Genomic DNA, 22,936 nt, shown 5'->3' with positions numbered 1-22,936 from the left:
GGACGCACACTGACCACGAGGGGACCGGGGAACCGATGAGCCGCCGAGACCGCCGGACGGGTGCCGGCTCCGCCGCCGCGTCCCCGGTGACCGTCACCGTCTGCCGGGGCTGCTGCTGCGGCACCCAGGCGAAGCACCCGGGCGTGGACCACGCCGGCCAGTACGAGCGGCTGCGCACGGCGGTCGGCTCGGCGGGCCGGGTCCGCGCGGTGAACTGCCTGGACGTCTGCACCCAGTCCAACGTGGTGGTGGTCGGCCCCTCCAGCGAGGGCCGGGCGGCGGGCGGGCGCCCGGTCTGGCTCGGCTTCGTGCTGATGGACGAGATGATCGACGACATCGCCGCGTGGGTGCACGCGGGCGGCCCCGGCCTCGCCGACCCGCCCGGCCTGCTCGACCTCCAGCTGATCTCGGTCTCCCGCCGGGTCCGCGAGTCCCTGGCGGACTGACGGCCGGTCATATCAACGTCCCGGGGCGGGTGCGGGAGCGGCGCCACTACCATGACCGGTGGCAGCGAACGGTTCCGGGGCAGGGAGGACGAGGATGACGCTGGTCTGCCGCATCTGCGCGGGCACCGGGCGGACCGCCGGCCTCAGCTGCCGGACCTGCCAGGGCACCGGCACCACCGAGATGGGCGGCGGGGGCGGCAACTGCTTCCTCTGCGACGGCACCGGCGTGTACGTCCGCTACCGGGTGGACGCGACGGGCGCCAAGCACGCCTACCGGGACGAGGTCTGCCGCACCTGCGACGGCACCGGCAACCGGGCCGCCGGGCACTGGGACGAACCCGCGGGCTGAGTCCTCCCCGGTGCCCGACACCGCATCAGGGCACCGATCGCGCGGAGGCCATGATCCGGCGTCGGTCCGGTACGAACATGCTCTTTACCTATTCATGGTCGAACATTGACGTTCGAGTGGGCGACGCGCTGACACCCGTTCACCGGACGTCCGCGTGCGGTCAACGCGCCGCTGACAGAGTCCCGCGCATGGATATCCCCAACATGGGCGTGCCGGCGCGGCTCGCCGACCGCATGAGCATGGCCGAGCAGCACGAGTACCTGCGGGCCCGCTTCTCCCGCCGCCGGATGCTGCGCGCCGGCGCCGTGACCGTGGGCGCCATCGCCGTCGGCGGTGCGCTGGGCAGCGCCCCGGCGTTCGCCGCCCCGGCGAGCCCGCAGCTGCTGACCGGCGGCACGGCGGACGGGATCGACGGCTCGCTGGTCGCGCCGATCGGCCGTCACCTCCAGTTCGGCCCCGAGCCGGACACCCAGTTCCGCGTCTCCTGGCAGGTCCCGGCGCCGGTCAAGAAGCCGTTCCTGCGCTTCGGCAAGCACCCGTGGGACCTGAGCCACAAGGTCGAGGCCGAGGTCCGCGCCCTGCACACCCCGGCGCTGGCCCCGAACAGCCAGCCGGTGGACCAGTACTACCTGCACGTCGCGCTCGAGGACCTGCACCCCGACACCACCTACTACTACGGCGTCGGCCACGAGGGCTTCGACCCGGCCTCCCAGCAGCAGATCTCCACCCTGCACACCTTCCGCACCGCGCCCTCCCGCGACCACCGCTGGGGCAAGGTGTACGAGCCGTTCACCTTCACGGCCTTCGGCGACCAGGGCGTCAGCTCCCACGCGGCCGGCAACGACCACATCATCAAGGCCCAGAAGCCGGCCTTCCACCTGCACGCCGGCGACATCTGCTACGCCGACCCGGCCGGTTCCGGCACCGACCCGGACAAGTCCGTCTTCAACGCGAAGACCTGGGACGACTTCCTGGTCCAGACCGAGACGGTCGCCGCCGAGATCCCGTGGATGGTCGCCTACGGCAACCACGACATCGAAGCCTGGTACTCGCCCAACGGCTACGGCGGCGAGAACACCCGCTTCTACCTGCCGGACAACGGCCCGGACCCGCGCACCGTCCCCGGCGTCTACACCTTCCGCTACAAGAACGTCGGCGTCATCTCCCTCGACGCCAACGACATCTCCTACGAGATCCCGGCCAACCTGGGCATCTCGGCGGGCAAGCAGACCAAGTGGCTGGACCGCACCCTCAAGGACCTGCGCAGCGACGAGACCATCGACTTCATCGTGGTCTTCTTCCACCACTGCGCCTTCTCGACCACGGTGGCGCACGCCTCCGAGGGCGGCGTCCGCGAGGCGTGGGTGCCGCTGTTCGAGAAGTACCGCGTGGACCTGGTCATCAACGGCCACAACCACATCTACGAGCGCACCGACGCCATCCTCGGCAACAAGGTCTCGAAGCAGGTGCCGAGCGGCGCCACCATCGAGCCCGAGAAGGACGGCGTGGTCTACGTGACCGCGGGCGCCGCCGGCCGCAGCCTGTACAAGTTCGACGTGCCCGACACCTACGAGGGCCACGAGAACCACCAGGACGAGGTCAAGACCTACTACTGGAGCAAGGGCCGGGTGAAGACCCCCGAGACCATCCAGTGGTCGCGGGTGCGCTACACCGGCTACTCGTTCATCAAGGTCGACGTCACCCCGGCGCACCTGGGCCAGAAGTCCTCGATGAAGGTCACCGCGCTGACCGAGGACGGCAAGCAGATCGACAACTACACGATCCAGCGCAAGGTCGGCGAGGGCTGGGACTCCGGCCGCGACGACGACGGCGAGGGCGGCGGCTGGGGCTGGTAAGCCCTCCCGTCACGTCCGATGATGCGGGCCCCGGTGCTGAGGGACGACCTCAGCGCCGGGGCCCGTACATGATCACGGCGACCCCGGCCAGGCAGACCAGCGCGCCCAGCACGTCGTACCGGGTCGGCCGGAAGCCGTCCACCGCCATGCCCCACAGCAGCGAGCCGGCCACGAACACCCCGCCGTACGCGGCCAGCACCCGGCCGAAGTCCGCGTCCGGCTGCAGCGCCGCGACGAAGCCGTACGCGCCGAGCGCCACCACGCCCAACCCGGCCAGCCACCACGGCCGTTGCTCGCGCACGCTCTGCCAGACCAGCCAGCAGCCGCCGATCTCGGCGAGCGCGGCGAGCACGAACAGGGCGATGGAGCGCAGGACGGTCATGGTGTCCGAGCGTACGGCTCAGACCTGCCGGTACGTCGCGAGGAAGCGGCCGATCCGGTTGATCGCCGTCTCCAGGTCGTCGGCCCGGGGGAGGGTGACGAAGCGGAAGTGGTCCGGGCGGGGCCAGTTGAAGCCGGTGCCCTGGACGACGTGGATCTTCTCGCGCAGCAGCAGGTCCAGCACGAACCGCTCGTCGTCGACGATCCGGTGCACCGCCGGGTCGAGCCGGGCGAAGGCGTACAGCGCGCCCTTGGGCTTGACGCAGCTGACGCCGGGGATCTCGTTCAGCGCCTTGACCGCGATGTCGCGCTGCTCGGTCAGCCGCCCGCCGGGCAGCACCAGGTCGTTGATGGACTGGTGGCCGCCGAGCGCGGCCTGCACGGCGTACTGGGCGGGCACGTTGGGACACAGCCGCATGCCGGAGAGCATGGTCAGGCCCTCCAGGTAGTCGGCGGCGTGCTGCTTGGGCCCGGAGACGACCAGCCAGCCGCTGCGGAAGCCGGCCACCCGGTAGGCCTTGGACAGGCCGTTGAAGGTGAGGGTGAGCACGTCGTCGGCGAGCGCGCCCAGGCAGTGGTGCACGGTGTCGTCGTAGAGGATCTTGTCGTAGATCTCGTCGGCCAGCACCATCAGCTGGTGGCGGCGGGCCAGGTCGAGGATGCCCTCCAGCAGCTCCTTCGGGTAGACCGCGCCGGTGGGGTTGTTGGGGTTGATGACGACGATGGCCTTGGTGCGGGCGGTGATCTTGGCGGCGATGTCGTCGAGGTCCGGGTACCAGTCGGCCTCCTCGTCGCACAGGTAGTGCACCGCCTTGCCGCCGGCCAGCCGGACGGACGCCGTCCACAGCGGGTAGTCCGGGGCCGGCACGAGCACCTCGTCGCCGTCGTCGACCAGCGCGGTGACGGCCATCTGGATCAGCTCGGAGACGCCGTTGCCGAGGTAGACGTCGTTGACGGTGACGCCCTGGACGCCGCGCTGCTGGTAGTACTGCACCACCGCGCGGCGGGCCGGCAGGATGCCGCGCGAGTCGCTGTAGCCGTGCGCCGAGGGCAGGTTGCGGATGATGTCCTGGATGATCTCCTCCGGCGCCTCGAAGCCGAACGGCGCCGGGTTGCCGGTGTTCAGCCGCAGCACGCTGTGCCCGGCCTCCTCCAGGGCGTTGGCCTGGTCGACCACCGGGCCGCGGATCTCGTAGCACACGCCGTTCAGCTTGCTGGACTGCCGAAACTCCATCTGCGGCCTCCCGACCGTCACCACCGCTCCGTTGCTTCTGCTTTGTTCTACCAAGTCGGCACTTGGAAAGTCCAACTTCTTGGCTATGCTGATCCACATGTCACGCCGAAGCTACGACCAGTACTGCGCCGTCGCCCGCGCCCTGGACGCGGTGGGGGAACGCTGGAGCCTCCTGATCGTCCGTGAACTCCTCGGCGGCCCGCGCCGCTACACCGACCTGCACGCCGACCTGCCCGGTGTCTCCACCGACATCCTCGCCGCCCGGCTCAAGCAGCTGGAGGGCGAGGGGCTCGCCGTCCGGCGCAAGCTGGAGCGGCCGGCCAGTGCCACGGTGTACGAGCTGACCGAGCGCGGGGCCGAACTGCGGCCGGTGATCGAGGCGTTGGGCGCGTGGGGGCTGGGTGCCCTGGGCGAGCAGCGGCCCACCGACGCGGTGCGCGAGCACTGGTACACGGCCCGGAGCGCCGCCGTCATCGGCTGACGGCAGCGCTCCGGCCGGCCTGGCCGGGGCGGCGGCAAGGCCCCCGTCGCCGGCCGACGCCCCGTGTCCTCAGGATGGCGCGGACCGATAAACGAACAGTCGGCGCGGAATGAGCGGAAGGAGCGGAACGAGCGGCCGGGCCCCCGGCGGTTCCGCCCGTCGCCGTGCACGTACGATCGTCGGACCGCAGAGCCGTCCCAGGAGAGCGGAGGCCCCCCGTGCCCACCACCCAGCGCAGCTACGCACGTTACGTCGCCCTCGGTGACTCGTTCACCGAAGGCATGTGCGACGACCTGCTGCCGGACGGCAACTACCGCGGCTGGGCGGACCGGGTCGCCGCCGCGCTCGCCGAGGAGCGTGCGGGCGCCGAGGGGCGTGCGGGCGCCGGCGAGCGCGAGGGCGACGGCTTCCGGTACGCCAACCTCGCCGTCCGGGGCAAGCTCATCGGCCAGATCCACGACGAGCAGCTCGCCACCGCGGTGGGGATGGGCGCCGACCTCGTCACCCTCGCCGGCGGCCTCAACGACGTGCTCCGCCCCGGCTGCGACATCGACCGCGTCGAGCGGCTGCTCGGCCACTGCGCCGCCGAACTGCGCGCCACCGGCGCCACCGTCGTCCTGTTCACCAGCACCGACCCCACCCGGCGGATGGCCGGCAGCACCCGGATACTGCCCGCCATCCTGCGGATGAAGGCCTTCGTGCAGGAGCTCGGCCAGCAGGACGGCTTCGCCGTCGTCGACCTCTTCTCCGCGCCCTGCTTCGACGACCGCCGGCTGTGGGCCGAGGACCGCCTGCACCTGTCGCCCGAAGGCCACCGCCGGGTCGCCGCCGGCGTGCTGGAAGCCCTCGGCCGCCCCGTCGACTTCGACTGGCGCGCCCCGCTGCCCGCCGCCGCCCCGCCCGGGCGCGCCGAACGGCTGCGCGCCGACGCCCGCTGGCTGCGCACCCACCTCGGCCCCTGGATCGGCCGCCGCCTCACCGGGCGCTCCTCCGGCGACGGCCGGCCGCCGAAGCGGGCCGAGCTGCTGCCGTACCGCTGACGCCGCCGGGATTGCCGCGGCCCCTTCGGGGTGTCGCTGCGTCCACCGCCGCGCCCGCCGGGCGACCATCGGCCCCGAGAGGGGCGCCGGGCGGCGCCCGGACGGGAGTGACGGGACCATGCGCAGACTGAGGTCGGCCCAAGCCGCCCTGGCAGCAGGGCTGTTGGCAGTGCTGCCTGGCGGCGCCTCGGCCGCCGGGGCGTCCGAGGTGCCCAGGGCCTCCGGGGTGTTCGCCCCGAAGACCGACTACCCGGTGGGGCACAACCCGCGCGCGGTCGCGACGGGCGACCTCACCGGCAGCGGCCGCACCGACCTCGTGGTGGCCGACGCCGCGGACGGCACCGTGTCGATCCTGCTGAACAACGGCGACGGCACCTTCGCCCCGCGCCGCACCTACCCCGCCGGGCCCGGCCCCAGCTCCGTCGCCGTGGGCGACCTCCGGGGCATCGGGGTGTCGGACCTGGTGGTCGCCGACCAGGACGGCGACGGAGTCTCGGTGCTGCTCGGCAACGGCGACGGCACCTTCCGACCGCCCCGCCGGCTCGCCACCGGCCCGCACCCGGACGCCGTCGCCCTCGGCGACTTCCGCGGCACCGGGACGCTGGACCTGGCCGTCGCCAACCTGGGCGACTTCGGCGACGGCAGCGTCTCGCTGCTGCTGGGCAACGGCGACGGCACCTTCCAGCCGGCGCGCAGCTACCCGACCGGCGACAACTCCAACCCCGCCTCGATCGCCCTCGCCGACCTCGGCGGCAGCGGCAACCTCGACCTGGCCGTCGCCCTCGACGGCGTCGGCGAGGTCGCGGTCTTCCCGGGCAACGGCGACGGCACCCTCGGCGCCCCGACCGGCTACCGGGTCGGCGGCATCCCCGTCTCGCTGGCCGTCGGCGACCTGCGCGGCGACGGCCGGCTCGACCTCGTGCTCGCCGACTCGGAGAACTCCGCCCGCGTCCTGCTCGGCAACGGCGACCGCACCTTCCGGCCCGTACGGTCCTACCCGGCCGGCAGCGCGCCCGTCTCGGTCGTCGTGGGCGACTTCACCCGCAGCGGCGCGGCCGACCTGGCCCTCGCCACCGGCGGGAACTCCGCGACGCTGCTGCTCGGCAACCGCGACGGCACCTTCCGGGCGCCGCAGTCCTACCCCACCGGGTCCGGCGACCACTCGACCCCGGACCGCGTCGCGGCCGGCCGGTTCACCGTCGGCGGCGGGCTCGACCTGGCGGTGACCAACGCCCAGGACGACACCGTCTCGGTGCTCCTGAACACCGCCGACCGCCCGGGGCCGTGGCCCCGGCCCGGCGCCGCCCCCGCACCGGGTCAGCGGGCCTCGGGCCCGTCCGGGGCCACGCAGGAGGAGCTGTCGCCGACCGTCACGATGTAGCCCGTCACCGGGGCAGTTCCTCGGCCGCCGCTTCGAGCACCAGGCTCGCCATCGGGGCGTACGTCGTCCAGCCGAGCGTGCGGTAGAGCGCCTGGCCCTCCATGGTGGCGACCAGCACGCCGGTACGGGCCCCGGCCTCGTACGCGGCGGACTGCAGCGTCCGCATCACCACGGCGCCCAGCCCTCGGCGGCGGTGCTCGGGGGCGGTGACGATCTTGTCGGGGACGGCCACCGGGCCGGCCAGGCCCGCCTGGCCGCGCGCGGCCAGGTGCCCGTCCCGGGTGCGCACCAGGGCGCGGAGGATGCCGCCGCGGCTCCAGGTGGTCAGGGTGTAGCCGGGCGGGAGCGCCGCGGCCCCGGCGGGCGCCAGCGGGGCGGACATCAGGAAGCCCGGCACGTCCAGCCGCCACTGCGGGCCCAGCCACGGGCGGACGGTGTCGTCCTCGGCGAACAGCTTCAGCCAGGTGTTCGGCGCGGTGACGGTGCCGGCGAGCCGGCGCACCTCGTGCTCGGTCGGCTCCGGCAGCACGTGCCGGGCCAGCTCCCCGCGCGAGTCGGCGACGTCGATGCTCCAGCCCCAGGGCCGCTCCACCGGATCGGCGGCGATCCGGGACACGGCCCAGCCGCTGACCCACATCCGGACCAGCTCGGCGACGGCCGGCTGCTGCTGCATGGCGATACCCCCGTGGTAATGGTCACACTTGCGGTGGGCACATTACTCGCGAGGGGGTGGGCGTGCCCAGTAGGATTTCCGGGTCCCCTGGCGCCGCACCGGCGCCCAGCTGGTGGAAGGACCCCGGAACGTGAGCGACACCGAGCACCCGCTGACCGTGCTGCAGTCGGACTGCGGCAGCTGCTTCGGGCTCTGCTGCGTCGCCCTGCCGTTCGCGGCCGGCACCGACTTCGCGATGAACAAGTCCGCCGGCACCCCCTGCCGCAACCTGCAGACCGACTTCAGCTGCGGCATCCACGCCCGGCTGCGCGGCGAAGGCTTCCAGGGCTGCACCGTCTACGACTGCTTCGGCGCCGGGCAGCGGGTCTCCCAGGAGACCTTCGGCGGCACCAGCTGGCGGGCCGAACCGGCCACCGCGGCACCGATGTTCGACGTGTTCCCGATCGTGCGCCAGCTGCACGAACTCCTCTGGTACCTCACCGAAGCGCTCACCTTCGAGCCCGCCCGCGCGCTCCACACCGAACTGCGGGCCGCCCTGGACGAGACCGACCGGCTCGCCGGCGGCACCCCCGAACAGGTCCTCGCCGTCGACGTCCCCGCGCACCGCCAGCAGGTCGCCGACCTGCTGCTGCGCGCGAGCGAACTCGTCCGCGCCGCCGTCCCCCGCCGCCGCGAGCACCGCGGCGCCGACCTCTTCGGCGCCCGCCTGCGCGGCGCCGACCTGCGCGGAGCCAACCTGCGCGGCGCCCTGCTCGTCGCCGCCGACCTCTCCGGCGCCGACCTGCGCCTCGCCGACCTCATCGGCGCCGACCTGCGCGACGCCGACGTCTCCGGCGCCGACCTCACCACCGCCCTCTTCCTCACCCAGGCCCAGCTCAACGCCGCCCGCGGCGACGCCACCACCCGCCTCCCCGCCACCCTGACCCGCCCCACCCACTGGCCCACCACGGCCACCCCGGCCACAGGCCCCGGCAACAAGCCGCGGAGCGGCGGCCGCCGCCCGGGCAAGCCCCGCCGCCGATAGCGTCCCGCGCGCAGGAAGTCGGGCCGGCCGACTTCCCGCGCGGCTACGCCGCTGCCCTGCTCCGGGCCGCCCTGGAAATCGCCCGCCGGTAGCGTCTTGTGCGTGGGAAGTCGGACTGGTCGACGCCCTGCGCGGCTACGCCGCCGCCCGCCCTGGAAGCCCCTCGCCGGTAGCGACTCGCGCGCAGGAAGTCGGGCCGGCCGACTTCCTGCGCGGCTACGCCGCCGCTCGCCTCCCGGCCGCCCTGAAAGCCCCTCGCCGGTGGCGCCTCTTGCGCAGGAAGTCGGGCCGGTCGACTTCCTGTGCGGCGACGGCTCCTCGGCTGTCGGGTGCCCGTGGAAGACTGCGGCGCATGTCCCTTGCCGACCTGACCTTCGATCAGTGGCGGTCCTTCGACCTGCCCGCCGCCCGGCGGTTCGCCCGGCGGGTGGCCGAGTCGACCGGCGGCCGGTTGGTCGCGGTGGAGACCGTCGAGCACCTCGGCGCCCCGCTGCACCGCGCCCGGGTCGAGCGGGGTGGGCAGGAGTTCGCCCTGGTGCCCGGCGGTACGGTGACGCTCGGGTTCGACCCCGAGCGGTGGCGGCCGGCGCCCGAGCAGGAGGCCGACTACCGGGAGAGCCTGGAGCAGGGCTTCGGCCACGGCCCCGACCTGCGCTCGCACCTGGCGCTCCTGCTCAGCCCGCGCCGGACCGTCACCCTGGGGGCGGTGCTCATGGCGGTCGAGGACGAGCGGCTGACCGAACCGCCCGCCGCCGTGCCCGCCCTGCTCGCCGCGCGCGGCCTGCGGATGCCCGGCCCCGACGAGTGGGAGCACGCCTGCGGGGCCGGCGCGGACACCCTGTTCCGCTGGGGCGACGAGTGCCCCCTCGACCGCATCCCCTACGACCACCCCGCCGGTCCGCAGCGGGAGTTGAACGCCCTGGGCCTGCGCATCGCCTACGACACCTACCGCAGCGAGCTGAGCGGCGACCGGACCGCCGTCCACGGCGGCGACGGCGGTGAGTCCGCCTGCGGCGGCTACGGTGCGCTGCTGGGCTGGCTGCCGCTGGCCACCGCCCACCGGGGCCACCCCGAGTACGCCGCGTTCGTGTACGGGGAGGAGGGCGAGGACCTGTACGGGGAGTTCTCCGTCCGGCCCGTGCTCGGCTGACCCGGCTACTCCTCGAACCAGGCGACCAGCCGGACGTTCTGGTCGCCGTGGACGCCGGCGAGGGCCCGCATGACGGTCCACACCGGCTGCCACGAGCCGTCCGCGGGGACGGCGTCGCGGCGCCGGTCGCGTTCGGCGCGGAAGACGGTGGTGCCGACGTCCCATTCGGTGCCCTCGGCCCACAGTTCACCGATCCGGGTGGGGTCGGCGCTCCTGGTGTCGACGCCGCTGGCCCGCGCGAACCCCCGGCTCCAGTCCCCCCGGTGCCTCAACTGCAGCGTGCCGTCCGGCAGCCGGCGGTACCGGGTGATGCCGGTGGCGCGGGGGATCGCCGGCTCGTCCCAGTCGATGGCGAGGATCTCGGTCCAGTCGAGCCAGGTGGCGCCGAACGCCACCTCGCCCCAGGAGGCGTGCGCGGCCCGGACGTGCTCCGAGGTGTCCGGGGGCAGGCCGCGGTCGGCGGCGACGGGCTGCCAGTGGCCGCTGAGGTCGCGGACGCCGAAGAGGCAGGCGAAGGCCGCGTAGTCCCTGGTCATGCCGAGCATGGACAGGTCGACGGCCCGGTACCACGCCGACTCCTCGACGGCCAGGCCCGGACCCCAGGTGCGGCACTCCACGGATCCCCGAATGGTTGTTCCCACGGGGTGATTCTGTCGTACCCGTCGGCGCCGGCGCAGGAAGTCGGCCGGTCCGACTTCCTGCGGGGAGAGGGCGCCTCAGTCGGTCAGGAGGCGGGCGCGCAGGGCGTCGATCTGGGGGCGGGTGATGCCGAGGGGGCCGGTGAGGTAGGCCTCGACGGAGCCGTGGCGGGCGGCGAGGTCGGCGAGGGTGAGGCGGATGACCGCCTCGGGGGCGCGGCCGTAGCCGGGCCAGGTGAGGGTGCGGCCGGGGTGGGCGGCGTGCCAGTCGGCGACGAAGCGCTCGGTGGCGCGCTCGGTGAGGGCGAAGTCGGCGGCGATGTCGTCCTCGCGGACGCCGAGCAGGGTGAGCAGCAGGGCGGCGATCAGGCCGGTGCGGTCCTTGCCGGCCGCGCAGTGGAAGGCCACCGGCCCCTCGGCGAAGGTGATCACGTCGAGGGCCTGGCGGATCTCCTGCACGCCGTCCTCGGCTACCTCGCCGAAGCGGTCCGCGAGGTAGCGCCAGGGGTCGACGTCCGGGGAGATCTCGGCCTGGTCGTAGGGGCGGTGCTCGATGGAGAGGTTGTGGTAGTCGAGGCCGTCGAAGTCCGGTATCCGGCCCTTGGCGGCGATCTCCCAGGGGTAGCGGAGGTCGATCACGGTGCGGACGCCGAGGGCGTGGAACCGGTCGAGGTCGGCGGGGGAGCCGGCGAGCTTGCCGAGGGAGTCCGTCCGGTAGAGCAGGCCCCACCGGACGGACCGGCCCTCGGCGGCCGAATACCCGCCCAGGTCGCGGAAGTTGTGCAGCTTCTCGAAGGCGTGGTGACGCGTTGTCATGGGGCGAACTGTAGCGGGCGCCGGGGGCTTTCCATGACCGGGGCATGTTCTTGGCCAGAGAAAACTTTTGACCGGGTTCACCTGCGTCCGAGGCCCCTGTCATGAGTGTCCGCCCGGGAGGTTAGAGTCCGACCCATGGACGTGAAGGACGTGGACACCGCCCGCTGGGACCGCATCGCCGATCTCCTGCCGGAGCCCGCCGCGCAGGAGGTCAAGGACGCCTGGCAGATCGGCGAGCAGGAGGGCGGGCTCACCGTGCTGGTCGAGGGCCTGCTCGCCCGCCAGGTGCCGATCGGCGCGGCGGACCGGGCGCAGATCTCGGTGCTCCTGGACGGCTGGGGCATGCGCCACGCCCTCACGCCCGGCCTCGTGCGCTGCCTGGGCGACGGCGGGCCGGAGCCGGTGCAGCTGCTGGACGGCGACGGGGAGGGCGAGGAGGCCGAGGTGCAGACCGGCTGGAGCGAGCCCGAGCTCGCCGGGCTGGTGCTGGTGCCGTGGATCGGCTGCACCCGCTGCGGCCGGGGCCTGCTGCGCGCCCACCGCTGGGAGGACTGGGACGACCTCTCCTACCTCGCCGAGTACTACGTGATCGCTCCGGCGGGCGAGCGGAGGGCGCTGCGGATCTTCCCGTACGACGCGGGCCAGGAGGCCTTCGACGAGCTCCTGGGGAACTGCCCGGCGGCTCAGGACGGCCAGGGCGCCCCGGAGACGTCGGCCGCGTAGCCCCGTGCCAGCAGCTCGAAGGCGTGGTCGGCGTTGGTGACCGCCTCGAAGTGGAGCTCGTCGGCGGTCTGCCCGTCGTCCCGGATGCGGTGCCAGTTGTGCTCGGCCAGGACCCGCTGGGTGGCGGTGAGCTGGGCGGCGAGCAGCGGCGCGGTGAGGGCGCGCGGCGGGGCGAGGTCGGGGGCCTCGAACAGGGCGTCGGCGAGCGAGCGTTCGGCGCGGGCCAGGTACTCGGCGGCCCGGGCGGTCAGGCTCGGGGTGCTGCGGGCCAGCTCGCCGAAGGCGAGGACGGCCGGGTGGTCGTTGAGGCCGGTGATCGGGTCGTGCCGGGCGAGCCCGTCGAGGAAGTCCCGGTGCAGGGCGTCGAGCACGGACTCGCCGGCGGGCCGGTGGCGGACCACGTCCGCCGCCTGGTCCTGGTGGTCGGCGAAGCGGTGGACGACCAGGTCCTCCTTGGTGGGGAAGTAGCTGAACAGGGTCGGTTTCGACACCTCGGCCGCCGCGGCGACGTCGGCCACCGACACCTGGTCGAAGCCGTGCTCCAGGAAGAGCGCGATCGCGGCCTCGGAGATCGCCCGCCGCGTCCGCTCCTTCTTCCTCTCCCGCAGACCACTCATGCGCCCACGTTAGCAGCAGCCTTTGACCGGGACAGGTTTCTGACCCGGTCACGCGGTGGGTGTCGGCGGCCCGGGCCTCAGGAGCCGGCCGAGTCCAGGATCCGCCGGATCGACTCCACCACCGGCGCGCCCGCCGTGACCAGGGCGGCGACGCCGGAGATGTTGCGCAGGGCGCGCCGCAGGACGGACGGCGAGGCGCTGCGGCCGTCGCCGATGGCCTCCAGCGACTCGTCCAGCACCTCGCGGTCCTCGGCCGGCACGTGTTCGCGCAACTGCCGTACGGCGGCGATCAGTTCGCGCATCGCGGCCTGCGGATCGGCCGGGCCCTGCTGCTTGATGATGCCGATGTTGTGGTCCCCGTGCTGGGTGACGGAGTCGCCGAAGTGGATACCGCCGCTGCTCATGCGCCGACCTGCTTTCCGATGTTGTGGTCGCCGTACTGGTTGATGGTGTCGCCGACGTGCACGTTCTCGATCTGGACCGCGAACTCGGCCGCCGGGTTGTCGATCGCCTCCATGATCATCCGGATCAGGGCGCCGATCTGCCGGGCGTCGTGGCTCACCACGGCGGTGGTGGAGGCGTTGGACATCTCCAGGACCAGCCGGTAGAGCGGGCGTTGCCGCAGCTGGGTGACCAGCCGGTAGACGAAGTACGCGAGGCCCGCGACCAGCAGCACGCCCGGGACGGCGGCCGCCGCGCCCTGGTTCGAGGAGTTCGCGGTGACGGCGCCGAGGATCGTGGCGGCGGCCGCGAGCCCGAACACCTGCCGGACGAACCTGATCACCACCCTGGTGCGCTTGGGCGGGTACCACGCCAGCTGCCGCGCCCGGGCGATGTGGGTGAGCTGGTAGGCGTCGCCGCCCACCCACAGCACCCGCCGGCTCACGCTGATATCGACGACGCTCCGTGCCAAGTCCGTCCCCCATGCCCGTAGTAGCGGGGAGAACCATAGCAACGCCGGCGGACGGCGAGACGGGAGCCGATGGATCGTCTACACGCTGCGGTCGGCGAGGACTTCGCGCAGCACCCGGCGGGCGGCGGAGGTGCGGGCCTGGTCGGTGTGCCGGTAGTAGGGGACGCTCACCGCCGCGATGGAGAAGGCCCAGGCGCGGCCGCGCGCCCAGGCGTCGTCGTCGGCGGCGAGCGCGGCGCGGAAGGCCGGACGGGCGGCGGCGGGCAGCAGGTTCCAGGCGACGATCAGGTCGGCGGTCGGGTCGCCGACGCCCATCAGCGCGAAGTCGAGGACGGCGGTCAGCCGGCCGGTGGTGGCGACCAGCAGGTTGCCCGGGGTGAGGTCGCCGTGCATCCAGACCGGCGGGCCGGCGTGCTCGGGCAGCCGAAGTGCCTTGTCCCACAGGGCCGTCGCGGCCGCCGTGTCGATGGAGCCGGCCAGTTGGGCGATGGCCGCACGGGTGGCGCCGTCGCGGGAGGCGAGCGGGACGCTGCGGGGCCCGGCCGGGGCGCCGGCGGGGTCGACGGCGCGCAGCGCGTTGACGAAGCCGGCCAGGTCGCGGGCCAGGTCCTCGGGCGCTGCGGGGACGGCGGCGGCCGGGTTGATCCCGTCGATCCAGTGCAGCACCGACCACTCCCACGGGTAGCCGGCGGCGGGCCGGCCGAGGGCGAGCGGGACGGGTACGGGCAGTGGCAGGTGCGGTGCCAGCCGGGGCAGCCACTGGTGCTCCCTGCGGACGTCCCCGGCGGCCCACTCCACCCGGGGCAGCCGGACGGCGAGTTCGGGCCCGAGCCGGAACATCGCGTTGTCCGCGCCCGTGGGGCCCGCCGGGGTGACCGGGAGGCCGACCCACTGCGGGAACTGGGCGGAGATCAACCGCCGCACCAGGGCCGCGTCGATGACCGGTTCGTCGAGGTGCATCCGGGCGGCAGCGCACATGCCCGGCAGCGTACAGCGCCGGTCGCCGCCGTTCAGCCGGAATGCGGAACTGCCGTGCCGTACAAGGTGAAGAGATGGTGATAGGTCGACGCTCGTGGTGCTCTTCACCGAGCCGCGGCGGCCGGACGGAGGTGATCGACCTCACTGCGGACGGCCGCCCCAGCGGGTCGCTCACCGTCCGCTGATCCGTGCCCCCCAACTGCGCGCCGCCCGGGCCCGCTTGGCGCCGCGAACGGCGTGCGCCACGCCCGGCCGCCCCCGGCGCGGCCGGGAGCCGTCACCGGCACCTGCCAGAATGCAGGGCGTACGGCGACAGCACTTCAGGAGAAGGTGACCGGCTTCGTGACCACGCCAGTCGAACAGGCGGCCCGGCAGGCCCAGCAGGCGATCGAGCGGAAGATCGCGGAGGAACTGGCCGTCCGCGAGGGGCAGGTGAAGGCGGCCGTCGACCTGCTCGACGGCGGCGCGACCGTCCCCTTCGTGGCCCGCTACCGCAAGGAGGCCACTGGCTCGCTGGACGACACCCAGCTGCGCACCCTGGAGGAGCGGCTGCGCTACCTGCGCGAGCTGGAGGACCGCCGGGCGGCGGTGCTGGAGTCGATCGAGGCCCAGGGCAAGCTGGACGACGCGCTGCGCGCCCAGGTGCTCGCCGCCGACTCCAAGGCCCGGCTGGAGGACATCTACCTGCCGTTCAAGCCCAAGCGGCGCACCAAGGCGCAGATCGCCCGCGAGGCCGGGCTGGAGCCGCTGGCCGACACCCTGCTCGCCGACCCGACGCAGGACCCGGCTGCGCTCGCCGCCGCCCTCGTCGGGAGCGGCAGCGTCGATGCGTCGGTGGCGGACGGCCCCGCCGCCCTGGAGGGCGCCCGGGCGATCCTGGTCGAGCGCTTCGGCGAGGACGCCGACCTGGTCGGCTCGCTGCGCGAGCGGATGTGGACCCGCGGCCGGATCGTCGCGAAGGTCCGTGACGGCAAGGAGGGCGACGGCGCCAAGTTCGCCGACTACTTCGACTTCGCCGAGCCGTACACCAAGCTCCCCTCGCACCGCATCCTGGCGATGCTGCGCGGCGAGAAGGAGGAGGTGCTGGACCTCGAACTCTCCCCCTACGACGGCGAGTCCGAGGGCGACCTGCCCGGCGGGAACGACTACGAGCAGCGCATCGCGGCCCGCTTCGGCATCGCCGACCGCGGCCGCCCGGCCGACAAGTGGCTCGGCGACACGGTCCGTTGGGCCTGGCGCACCCGCATCCTCGTGCGCCTGGGCATCGACCTGCGTGCCCGGCTGCGCGCCGAGGCCGAGGACGAGGCGGTGCGGGTGTTCGCCGCCAACCTGCGCGACCTGCTGCTCGCCGCCCCGGCCGGCACCCGCGCCACCATGGGCCTGGACCCGGGCTTCCGCACCGGTGTGAAGGTCGCCGTGGTGGACGCCACCGGCAAGGTCGTCGCGTTCGAGACGATCTACCCGCACCAGCCCGCCAACAAGTGGGACGCCTCGATCGCGACGCTGGCCGCGCTGGCGAAGAAGCACGACGTCGACCTGGTGGCGATCGGCAACGGCACCGCCTCCCGGGAGACCGACAAGCTCGCCGAGGACCTGCTCAAGCGCCACCCGGAGCTGAAGCTCACCAAGGCGATGGTCAGCGAGGCCGGCGCCTCGGTCTACTCGGCCTCCGCGTTCGCCTCGCAGGAGCTGCCCGACCTGGACGTGTCGATCCGCGGCGCGGTCTCGATCGCCCGCCGCCTGCAGGACCCGCTGGCCGAACTGGTCAAGATCGACCCCAAGTCGATCGGCGTCGGCCAGTACCAGCACGACCTCAGCGAGGTGAAGCTCTCCCGCTCGCTGGACGCCGTGGTCGAGGACTGCGTCAACGCGGTCGGCGTGGACGTCAACACCGCCTCGGCGCCGCTGCTCACCCGGGTCTCCGGGATCACCGGCACGCTCGCCGACAACATCGTCGCGCACCGCGACGCCAACGGCCCGTTCCGCACCCGCCGCCAGCTCAAGGACGTCGCCCGGCTCGGCCCCAAGGCCTTCGAGCAGTGCGCCGGCTTCCTGCGCATCCCCGGTGGCGAGGACCCGCTGGACGGCTCCGGCGTGCACCCCGAGGCCTACCCGGTGGTGCGCCGCATCCTCGCCTCCACCGGCGGCGAGCTGCGCGAGCTGATCGGCAACAGCGAGCGGCTGCGCGCGCTGCGCCCGGCCGACTTCGCCGACGACACCTTCGGCGTCCCGACCGTCACCGACATCCTCGGCGAGCTGGACAAGCCGGGCCGCGACCCGCGCCCGGCCTTCCGCACCGCGACCTTCAAGGAGGGCGTCGACAAGATCGGCGACCTGGAGGTCGGCATGGTGCTGGAGGGCGTGGTCACCAACGTCGCGGCGTTCGGCGCCTTCGTCGACGTGGGCGTCCACCAGGACGGGCTGGTGCACGTCTCGGCGCTGTCGCGGACCTTCGTCAAGGACCCGCGCGAGGTGGTCAAGCCCGGCGACATCGTCAAGGTCCGGGTGCTGTCGGTGGACGTGCCGCGCAAGCGGATCGGGCTCACCCTGCGGCTGGACGACGAGGTCGGCCGCGAGCGCGGTGGCGACCGGGGCGGCGACCGGCAGGCCCGCCCGCCGCGCCAGGAGCGCCGCGGCGGCGGCCAGGGCGGTCGTGACCGCGACCGCGGCGGTGCCGGTGCAGCCGGCGGTGCCCCGGCGAACAGCGCCATGGCGGACGCGCTGCGCCGGGCCGGTCTGACCGGCGGCGGCGAGGGCGCCAAGGACCGCCGCTCCGGGCGGCGCTGAGCGCACCGCGGAACGGCCGGGGCCGGCGGGCAGCGCGCCCGCCGGCCCCGGCCGTTCCGCCGTCCCGGGTCACACCAGCAGCTTGTCCTTGGCGCGCTGGTACTCCTCGGTCGAGATCAGGCCCCTGGTGTGCAGGTCCGCCAGCGTCGCCAGGTCCTCCACGTGGCTGCGTCCGCCGCCGTTCGCCGAGGGCCCGGAGGTCGACGTCCCGGAGGCCGAGGCCCCGGCGGGCGACGTCCCGGCCGCCTCCCGGATGTACGCCTGGACGGCGGCCTCGGTCTGCTGGGCCTGGGAGAGGTCCCGCCGGTGCATCGAGTCACCGCGGGCGATCAGGTAGGCGAGCACGCCGATCAGCGGCAGGAGGATCACCAGGACCAGCCAGCCCGCCTTGCCCCAGCCGCTCAGGTCGTGGCTGCGGAAGATGTCCGTGATGATCTTGAACAGCAGGAAGATCCAGAGAATCCAGAGGAACAGCTCCAGCATCGTCCAGAAGACGTTCAGCAGCGGGTAGTCCGCGGCCAGGTGATAGGTGCCCATGGCCGAGAGATATCACCCCAAAACGGACGTCGCTCCGCACTGCTCGGCCGTTCGGGTGATCCTCAGTCGCGGCCGGACCGCCGCCGCAGTTCCACGGCCAGCCCGATCAGCTCGGCCCACCACTCCTCGTGCCCGGTCAGCAGCAGCCGCTGCGCCTCCGCCGCCGGCACCGCGCGGACCTCCACCACCTGCTCGCCGTCCGCCGGGTTGGTCGGCTCGGAGTCCACCGCGACCTCCGCCCAGCCCCACAGCCAGGCCTTCTCCGGGTGCGGCTGCCACGGCCGGTACGGCACCGGGTCGTCGGTGCGGCAGCGGTGCGCGCCCAGCCAGCCCGGCTCGCCGAGCAGCCGGGCGCCCGCCTCCTCGCGCAGCTCGCGGGTCAGGCAGGAGGCGATGCTCTCGTCCTGCTCCCGGGTGCCGCCGGGCAGGAACCAGTGGTCGCGGTCGTCCCGGCAGAGCACCACCGCGTCGCCCTGGAAGCCGACCAGGTGGATGTTGGTCACCAGCTCGTCCGGCGGCAGCGCGGTGGAGAACTGGGCGTCGTAGCGGCCCCAGGCCCAGTACTGCGGCGCGTGCAACGCGGGGAACAACCCCGCGAGTTCGGCCGCTCTGGCGGAGCCGTCGGATTCGGTGTCGGTGTCGGTGGCGGCACCCGTCCGGTGTGTGGTGTCGGTCATTCGGTGATCGTAGTGCCGGCCGGGAAACGGCGGGGGGCGGCCGGATGGACGAGAGTCACCTCTGCGGCGGAGATGGCGCGCGGCCGCCGGCGGGCGGGCTCGCTCGGCACGGTGGTCCAACTGCCCAGCGAGATCTCGGCGGTGATGCCGGGGCCGAAGCCGGCGATCAGCCCGGGGGCGCCGTCCGGCACCGCGCCCTCCGCGAACAGCCGGGCGAGCGCGTCGAAGACGACGGCGCTGGCGATGTTGCCGCGCTCGGTGAGGGTGGCCCGGCTGTGCCGGAAGGCGGCCGGCTCCAGGCCGAGGAAGCGGCACAGGTCGTCCAGGATGCGCGGGCCGCCGGCGTGCACGATGTAGAAGCCCAACCCGGAGACGTCCCAGCCGTGTTGGTCGGCAAGGCCGCGCAGCGCGGGGGCGAGCATCGCCATCGTGCCGGGCACCCGTTTGTCCAGCTGGAAGTGGAAGCCGGTGTCCCGCACGCCGTACGAGATCCAGCCCTCGGTGTCCGGCACCAGGTGCGAGCCGTTGCGCTCGACGTGCACGCCGTGCCCGCCGTGGCCGCGCATCACCACGGCGGCGACCGCGTCCCCGAACAGGCCGTTGGAGAGCAGCGAGCCGACCTCCAGGTCGGTCGGCTGGTAGCAGAGCGAGCAGAACTCGCAGGCGACGATGAGGACGTTGGCGCCCGGGTAGGCGCGGCAGAAGTCGTGCGCCCGGTTGACGGCGGCGCCGCCGGCCGCGCAGCCGAGCTGGGCGATCGGCACCTGGCGGGTGTCGGAGCGGAAGCCCATGCGGTTGATCAGCCAGGCGGTCATCGAGGGCATCATGAAGCCGGTGCACGACACGTAGACGATCAGGTCGATGTCCCGGGCGGTCAACTCGGCGTACCCGAGGGCGCGTTCGACCACCTCGGGGACGCGGAGCTTGGCCTCCCGCTCGTACACCTCGTTGCGGGCGGTGAAGCCCGGGTGGGTGAGGGTCCGCTCGATCGGCTGGACCAGGTGCCTGGTCCGGACCCCGGTGTTCTCGATCAGCCGCAGGGCGAGCGGGAGTTGGGGGTGGCCGGCGTGCAGGGTGCGGGCCAGGTCGAGGGTCTGGTCGAGGGTGATGACGTGCTCGGGCACGGCGATGGCGGGTCGGCACAGTGTGGCCATGGTGCGGGTCTCCCCGGGGCAGGAACGGTGTGGTGGGGGGGAGAGGGGTGCTACCAGGCGACCGGCAGGGTGCGCGGGAAGCGCCAGATCGAGCCGGAGTCCCAGTCGAGTTCGGCCGGGTCGACGGCGAGGCGCAGGTCGGGGAAGCGCCGCAGCAGGGTGCCGATGGCGACCTCCAGCTCCATCAGCGCCAGGTGCGAGCCGAGGCAGCGGTGCTGGCCGTGGCCGAAGGCCATGTTGACGGGCCCGGCGTCGCGTTCGAGGTCCAGCTCGTCGGGGCGCTCGTACACCGCAGGGTCCCGGTTGGCGGTCAGGTACGAGACGTGCACGGCCTCGCCGGCCCGGATCAGCACCCCGCCCAGCTCGACGTCCTCGGTGGCGACCCGGGCGATGCCGGGGCCCTGGCGGAACGGGATGAAGCGCAGCAGCTCCTCCAGGGCGCGCGGCAGCAGCTCGGGCCGGGCGCGGAGCAGGGCGAGCTGCTCGGGGTGGGTGAGCAGGGTGTAGGCGATGTTGCTGAGGTCGTAGGTGGTGGTGTCGTGGCCGGTGACCAGCAGGACCATCGCCATGACGGCCAGCTCGTCCGGGTCGAGCAGGTCCTCGCCGATCCGGGCGGTGGCGAGTGCGCTGATCAGGTCCTCGCCGGGGTCGGCGCGGCGCTCGGCCGTGAGCGCGGTGAAGTAGGCGCGCAGGGCGGCCTTGGCCTCCTCCTGGCCCTCCCGGCTGCCCGGGCCCATCCGCATCATCGCGACGGCCCAGTGCCGGAGCCGGGCGCGGTCCGCCGGCGGGATCTCCAGCAGCTCGCAGATGGTGGTGAGCGGGAGCCGGGCGGAGAGGAAGTGGGCGAGGTCGGCGGGGGAGCCGTGCTCCGCCATCTCGTCGAGGTAGCCGTCGACGGTCTCCTGCGTCGTGGGCCGCAGCCGCTCGACCTGGCGGTTGGTGAAGCCCTGGGCGACGAGGCGGCGCAGCCGGTTGTGCTCGGGCGGGTCCATCAGGTTGATCGCCTCGGCCTGGGCGATCGGGGCGGGCGTCATCCGGGGCAGGTCGCGCCCGATGCCGGCGGCCCGGCTGAACCGGCGGTCGGTGGTGACCAGTTTGACGTCCTCGTAGCGGGTGGCCAGCCAGGCCTCGCCCTCGCCGTGCGGCAGCCGGATGCGGGCGATCGGCGCCTCGGTGAGCAGTCGCTTGAGGAGGGGGTCGAACTCCAGGCCGTCGGTGTGGTGGAAGGGGCAGTCCCACACGGGGGCGGAGGTAGTCACGGTCGATCCAAGGGCCGGAGGTGATGCCGCCCGAACGGTTCGTCACGGTCCGGGCGCGGAGGACGTGTCGATGTTCTCCTAAGGACCGGCAAAAAAGTGGATGCGGCGAACTGTTCCCCCTAATGAGTGAGATGGATGATTGTCATGCGAATTACCGCAGCGCGTAGGGGTGTTGGCGTTCAGGCCGGGGAGCCGGGAGCGACCAGCCCGGTCTCGTACGCGAGGACGACGGCCTGCGCCCGGTCGCGCAGGTCGAGCTTGGCGAAGATCCGGGCCACGTGGGTCTTCACCGTCGACTCGCTGAGGGTGAGTTCGGCCGCCAGCTCGGCGTTCGACAGGCCGCGCCCGAGCAGCGCCAGCACCTCCGCCTCGCGCGGGGTGAGCGCCGCCAGGTCCCGGTGCAGCGGCGGGTTCCCCGCGCCCGCCGCCGGATCGGGGACACCCGCGGCGAAGCGCTCGACCAGCCGCCGGGTGATCGAGGGCGCGAGCAGCGCGTCGCCGGTGTCGACCAGGCGGACGGCGGCCGCCAGGTGCGCCGAGGTGACGTCCTTCAGCAGGAAGCCGCTGGCCCCGGCGGACAGCGCGGCGTAGACGTACTGGTCGAGGTCGAAGGTGGTCAGCATGATCACCCGGCACTCCGGCGCCCGGGCCAGGATGCGGCGGGCCGCCTCCAGGCCGTCCATGACGGGCATCCGGATGTCCAGCAGGGCGACGTCCGGCCGGTGCGCGAGCACCGCCGACACCGCCTCGGCGCCGTCCCCGGCCTCGGCGACCACGTCGATGCCGCGCGCGGTGAGGATCATCCGGAAGCCGGTGCGGACCAGCTCCTGGTCGTCGGCGATCACCACCCTCGGGCGGCGCTGTTCCTCGTTCTCGGTGTTCTCCATGGTTCCCTCCCGGGTTCCCTCGGTCACGGCCGGTCCAGCGGGATGCGGGCGCGGACCCGGTAGCCGCCGCCGAGCCGGCGCCGGGCGTCGAGGTCCCCGCCGTACACGGCGACGCGCTCGCGCAGGCCGAGCAGGCCGCGCCCGGCGCCGTCCGGCTTCGGCCGGTCCCGGTCCGGGCGGGCCGACTCGCCGGCGAGCACGCTCGGGCCGCTGTTGAGCACCTCGACCCGCAGGTAGTGGTCGGCGTAGCGCACCGTCACCTCCGCCGTCACGCCGTCGCCGTGCTTGAGCGCGTTGGTCAGCGCCTCCTGGACGATCCGGTACGCCGTCACGTCGATGCCGCCCGGCAGCGGTCGCGGCTCGCCGGAGATCCGCACCTCCACCGGCAGCCCGGCGAAGGCGAAGCGGTCGATCAGCGGGCTCAGCCGGCTCAGCGACGGCTGCGGTGCGAAGTCGCCCCCGCCCCCGGCCTCCTCGGAGCCGTCCGCGGCCGGGGCGAGCAGGCCCAGCAGGTGCCGCAGCTCCGTCATCGCGTCCCGCCCGGCCGCCTCGACCGCGGCCATCGCGGCCGCCGCCTCCTGCGGCATCGTCGCCAGCACCTCGCGCGCGGCCCCGGCCTGGACCACCATCAGGCTCACGTTGTGGCTGACGATGTCGTGCAACTCGGCGGCGATGCGCGCCCGTTCGGCGTCCACCGCGGCACTGGCGGCGCTCTCCCGCTCCCGTTCCAGCAGCCAGCCGCGCTCGCCGACCGCCGCCCGGTGGCGCCGCCGGGTGCGCGCCAGCGTCACCGCCAGCCAGAGCGCGACCGCGCTCGCCGCCCCCGCCACCACCGCTGCCGTCATCGTGGCCCAGTCCACGTCCGTTCCCCGCACGGCGACAGCTTCGCAGGGCACGGCATGATCCACATCATCCGGGGGTGCCGCCCGGGTACA

Annotated in this window: 24 protein-coding genes and 1 pseudogene; 10 read left to right on the top strand and 15 right to left on the bottom strand. The window is 73.7% G+C overall.

Annotated elements, in window-relative coordinates; genetic code table 11:
• Positions 1–35 precede the first annotated feature (35 nt).
• From VM95_RS16680 to VM95_RS16670, 3 genes are all read left to right on the top strand, one after another.
• The gene (locus VM95_RS16680; protein WP_045697405.1) at positions 36–446 is read left to right on the top strand and encodes a hypothetical protein; all 411 of its coding nucleotides are present in this window, start codon (positions 36–38) and stop codon (positions 444–446) included.
• A gap of 94 nt (positions 447–540) precedes the next feature.
• On the top strand, positions 541–795 hold the full coding sequence (locus tag VM95_RS16675; RefSeq protein ID WP_045697403.1) for a hypothetical protein: 255 nt from the start codon (positions 541–543) through the stop codon (positions 793–795).
• Between the two features lie 188 nt (positions 796–983).
• On the top strand, positions 984–2,651 hold the full coding sequence (locus tag VM95_RS16670; RefSeq protein WP_078860013.1) for a purple acid phosphatase family protein: 1,668 nt from the start codon (positions 984–986) through the stop codon (positions 2,649–2,651).
• 49 nt (positions 2,652–2,700) lie between these two features.
• On the opposite strand, the gene VM95_RS16665 is transcribed toward VM95_RS16670, so the two are convergent.
• Together VM95_RS16665 and VM95_RS16660 are read right to left on the bottom strand one after the other, a co-directional pair.
• Positions 2,701–3,033, bottom strand: coding sequence for a YnfA family protein (locus VM95_RS16665; RefSeq protein WP_045697401.1), 333 nt, complete (start codon positions 3,031–3,033; stop codon positions 2,701–2,703).
• Between the two features lie 18 nt (positions 3,034–3,051).
• Positions 3,052–4,266, bottom strand: coding sequence for a pyridoxal phosphate-dependent aminotransferase (locus tag VM95_RS16660; protein WP_045697399.1), 1,215 nt, complete (start codon positions 4,264–4,266; stop codon positions 3,052–3,054).
• Between the two features lie 97 nt (positions 4,267–4,363).
• Between VM95_RS16660 and VM95_RS16655 the strand changes: the two are divergent.
• The 3 genes and pseudogenes from VM95_RS16655 to VM95_RS16645 all read left to right on the top strand — a co-directional run.
• A pseudogene (locus VM95_RS16655) lies at positions 4,364–4,717 on the top strand (winged helix-turn-helix transcriptional regulator); the annotation flags it as partial.
• A gap of 248 nt (positions 4,718–4,965) precedes the next feature.
• Positions 4,966–5,787 carry an SGNH/GDSL hydrolase family protein gene (locus VM95_RS16650; protein WP_045697397.1) on the top strand — a complete coding sequence of 274 codons (822 nt, stop codon included), beginning with the start codon at positions 4,966–4,968 and terminating at the stop codon, positions 5,785–5,787.
• Between the two features lie 169 nt (positions 5,788–5,956).
• Positions 5,957–7,168 (top strand): FG-GAP repeat domain-containing protein, encoded by a 1,212-nt coding sequence (locus VM95_RS16645; protein ID WP_244178811.1) that lies wholly within the window; start codon positions 5,957–5,959, stop codon positions 7,166–7,168.
• Positions 7,169–7,172: 4 nt separating this feature from the next.
• Here VM95_RS16645 and VM95_RS16640 read toward each other — a convergent pair whose 3' ends face one another.
• A complete protein-coding gene (locus VM95_RS16640; protein WP_045697395.1) occupies positions 7,173–7,841 on the bottom strand; it encodes a GNAT family N-acetyltransferase in 669 nt (222 codons plus the stop codon).
• A 130-nt stretch (positions 7,842–7,971) separates the two neighbouring features.
• On the opposite strand from VM95_RS16640, the gene VM95_RS16635 reads away from it, so the two are divergent.
• Positions 7,972–8,865, top strand: a complete 894-nt coding sequence (locus VM95_RS16635) for a pentapeptide repeat-containing protein (protein WP_244178808.1) — start codon at positions 7,972–7,974, stop codon at positions 8,863–8,865.
• A gap of 352 nt (positions 8,866–9,217) precedes the next feature.
• On the top strand, positions 9,218–10,015 hold the full coding sequence (locus VM95_RS16630; RefSeq protein ID WP_045697390.1) for a hypothetical protein: 798 nt from the start codon (positions 9,218–9,220) through the stop codon (positions 10,013–10,015).
• 5 nt (positions 10,016–10,020) lie between these two features.
• Here VM95_RS16630 and VM95_RS16625 read toward each other — a convergent pair whose 3' ends face one another.
• Both VM95_RS16625 and VM95_RS16620 read right to left on the bottom strand, forming a co-directional pair.
• Complete coding sequence (locus VM95_RS16625) at positions 10,021–10,656, bottom strand: hypothetical protein (RefSeq protein WP_045697388.1); 636 nt, start codon at positions 10,654–10,656, stop codon at positions 10,021–10,023.
• 75 nt (positions 10,657–10,731) lie between these two features.
• The gene (locus VM95_RS16620; protein WP_045697386.1) at positions 10,732–11,469 is read right to left on the bottom strand and encodes a tyrosine-protein phosphatase; all 738 of its coding nucleotides are present in this window, start codon (positions 11,467–11,469) and stop codon (positions 10,732–10,734) included.
• Between the two features lie 135 nt (positions 11,470–11,604).
• Here VM95_RS16620 and VM95_RS16615 point away from each other — a divergent pair, with 135 nt between their 5' ends.
• Positions 11,605–12,192 (top strand): hypothetical protein, encoded by a 588-nt coding sequence (locus VM95_RS16615; protein ID WP_045697384.1) that lies wholly within the window; start codon positions 11,605–11,607, stop codon positions 12,190–12,192.
• Here VM95_RS16615 and VM95_RS16610 read toward each other — a convergent pair.
• From VM95_RS16610 to VM95_RS16595, 4 genes are all read right to left on the bottom strand, one after another.
• Positions 12,153–12,809: a TetR family transcriptional regulator gene (locus tag VM95_RS16610; protein ID WP_045697382.1), complete on the bottom strand. Its 657-nt coding sequence runs from the start codon at positions 12,807–12,809 to the stop codon at positions 12,153–12,155. The genes VM95_RS16615 and VM95_RS16610 overlap by 40 nt on opposite strands.
• A gap of 77 nt (positions 12,810–12,886) precedes the next feature.
• Positions 12,887–13,213: a hypothetical protein gene (locus tag VM95_RS16605; RefSeq protein WP_045697379.1), complete on the bottom strand. Its 327-nt coding sequence runs from the start codon at positions 13,211–13,213 to the stop codon at positions 12,887–12,889.
• Positions 13,210–13,722 (bottom strand): DUF6232 family protein, encoded by a 513-nt coding sequence (locus VM95_RS16600; RefSeq protein WP_157882125.1) that lies wholly within the window; start codon positions 13,720–13,722, stop codon positions 13,210–13,212. Before VM95_RS16600 ends, VM95_RS16605 begins: the two co-directional genes overlap by 4 nt.
• Before the next feature lie 78 nt (positions 13,723–13,800).
• Positions 13,801–14,700 (bottom strand): aminoglycoside phosphotransferase family protein, encoded by a 900-nt coding sequence (locus VM95_RS16595; protein ID WP_244178807.1) that lies wholly within the window; start codon positions 14,698–14,700, stop codon positions 13,801–13,803.
• Positions 14,701–15,042: 342 nt separating this feature from the next.
• Between VM95_RS16595 and VM95_RS16590 the strand changes: the two genes are divergently transcribed.
• Positions 15,043–17,487 (top strand): Tex family protein, encoded by a 2,445-nt coding sequence (locus VM95_RS16590; protein WP_045697458.1) that lies wholly within the window; start codon positions 15,043–15,045, stop codon positions 17,485–17,487.
• A gap of 69 nt (positions 17,488–17,556) precedes the next feature.
• On the opposite strand, the gene VM95_RS16585 is transcribed toward VM95_RS16590, so the two are convergent.
• The 6 genes from VM95_RS16585 to VM95_RS16560 all read right to left on the bottom strand — a co-directional run bounded on the left by VM95_RS16585 (position 17,557) and on the right by VM95_RS16560 (position 22,861).
• The gene (locus VM95_RS16585; protein ID WP_045697372.1) at positions 17,557–18,024 is read right to left on the bottom strand and encodes an SHOCT domain-containing protein; all 468 of its coding nucleotides are present in this window, start codon (positions 18,022–18,024) and stop codon (positions 17,557–17,559) included.
• 62 nt (positions 18,025–18,086) lie between these two features.
• Positions 18,087–18,701 (bottom strand): NUDIX domain-containing protein, encoded by a 615-nt coding sequence (locus VM95_RS16580; protein ID WP_078860009.1) that lies wholly within the window; start codon positions 18,699–18,701, stop codon positions 18,087–18,089.
• On the bottom strand, positions 18,698–19,855 hold the full coding sequence (locus tag VM95_RS16575) for a type III polyketide synthase (RefSeq protein ID WP_045697370.1): 1,158 nt from the start codon (positions 19,853–19,855) through the stop codon (positions 18,698–18,700). The genes VM95_RS16580 and VM95_RS16575 overlap by 4 nt, the downstream gene beginning before the upstream one ends.
• A gap of 50 nt (positions 19,856–19,905) precedes the next feature.
• Positions 19,906–21,114: a cytochrome P450 gene (locus VM95_RS16570; protein ID WP_045697367.1), complete on the bottom strand. Its 1,209-nt coding sequence runs from the start codon at positions 21,112–21,114 to the stop codon at positions 19,906–19,908.
• A gap of 179 nt (positions 21,115–21,293) precedes the next feature.
• Complete coding sequence (locus tag VM95_RS16565) at positions 21,294–22,001, bottom strand: response regulator (protein ID WP_045697365.1); 708 nt, start codon at positions 21,999–22,001, stop codon at positions 21,294–21,296.
• A gap of 23 nt (positions 22,002–22,024) precedes the next feature.
• Positions 22,025–22,861, bottom strand: a complete 837-nt coding sequence (locus VM95_RS16560) for a sensor histidine kinase (RefSeq protein WP_244178806.1) — start codon at positions 22,859–22,861, stop codon at positions 22,025–22,027.
• Positions 22,862–22,936: the final 75 nt, after the last annotated feature.

Origin of the sequence: Streptomyces rubellomurinus (genome assembly GCF_000961885.1) — a bacterium.
GTDB classification, from domain to species: domain Bacteria; phylum Actinomycetota; class Actinomycetes; order Streptomycetales; family Streptomycetaceae; genus Kitasatospora; species Kitasatospora rubellomurina.
Note: the sequence above shows the minus strand (reverse complement) of the source record. Positions and strands in the feature narration are given on the sequence as shown.

Bases quoted from the DNA above. Each gene is read 5' to 3' on its own strand.
- VM95_RS16665 (WP_045697401.1), bottom strand. From the start codon at position 3,033: ATGACCGTCCTGCGCTCCATCGCCCTGTTCGTGCTCGCCGCGCTCGCC.
- VM95_RS16620 (WP_045697386.1), bottom strand. From the start codon at position 11,469: ATGACAACGCGTCACCACGCCTTCGAGAAGCTGCACAACTTCCGCGAC.
- VM95_RS16670 (WP_078860013.1), top strand. From the start codon at position 984: ATGGATATCCCCAACATGGGCGTGCCGGCGCGGCTCGCCGACCGCATG.
- VM95_RS16575 (WP_045697370.1), bottom strand. From the start codon at position 19,855: ATGGCCACACTGTGCCGACCCGCCATCGCCGTGCCCGAGCACGTCATC.
- VM95_RS16595 (WP_244178807.1), bottom strand. From the start codon at position 14,700: ATGTGCGCTGCCGCCCGGATGCACCTCGACGAACCGGTCATCGACGCG.
- VM95_RS16615 (WP_045697384.1), top strand. From the start codon at position 11,605: ATGGACGTGAAGGACGTGGACACCGCCCGCTGGGACCGCATCGCCGAT.
- VM95_RS16640 (WP_045697395.1), bottom strand. From the start codon at position 7,841: ATGCAGCAGCAGCCGGCCGTCGCCGAGCTGGTCCGGATGTGGGTCAGC.
- VM95_RS16605 (WP_045697379.1), bottom strand. From the start codon at position 13,213: ATGAGCAGCGGCGGTATCCACTTCGGCGACTCCGTCACCCAGCACGGG.
- VM95_RS16585 (WP_045697372.1), bottom strand. From the start codon at position 18,024: ATGGGCACCTATCACCTGGCCGCGGACTACCCGCTGCTGAACGTCTTC.
- VM95_RS16580 (WP_078860009.1), bottom strand. From the start codon at position 18,701: ATGACCGACACCACACACCGGACGGGTGCCGCCACCGACACCGACACC.
- VM95_RS16565 (WP_045697365.1), bottom strand. From the start codon at position 22,001: ATGGAGAACACCGAGAACGAGGAACAGCGCCGCCCGAGGGTGGTGATC.
- VM95_RS16630 (WP_045697390.1), top strand. From the start codon at position 9,218: ATGTCCCTTGCCGACCTGACCTTCGATCAGTGGCGGTCCTTCGACCTG.
- VM95_RS16675 (WP_045697403.1), top strand. From the start codon at position 541: ATGACGCTGGTCTGCCGCATCTGCGCGGGCACCGGGCGGACCGCCGGC.
- VM95_RS16680 (WP_045697405.1), top strand. From the start codon at position 36: ATGAGCCGCCGAGACCGCCGGACGGGTGCCGGCTCCGCCGCCGCGTCC.
- VM95_RS16610 (WP_045697382.1), bottom strand. From the start codon at position 12,809: ATGAGTGGTCTGCGGGAGAGGAAGAAGGAGCGGACGCGGCGGGCGATC.
- VM95_RS16660 (WP_045697399.1), bottom strand. From the start codon at position 4,266: ATGGAGTTTCGGCAGTCCAGCAAGCTGAACGGCGTGTGCTACGAGATC.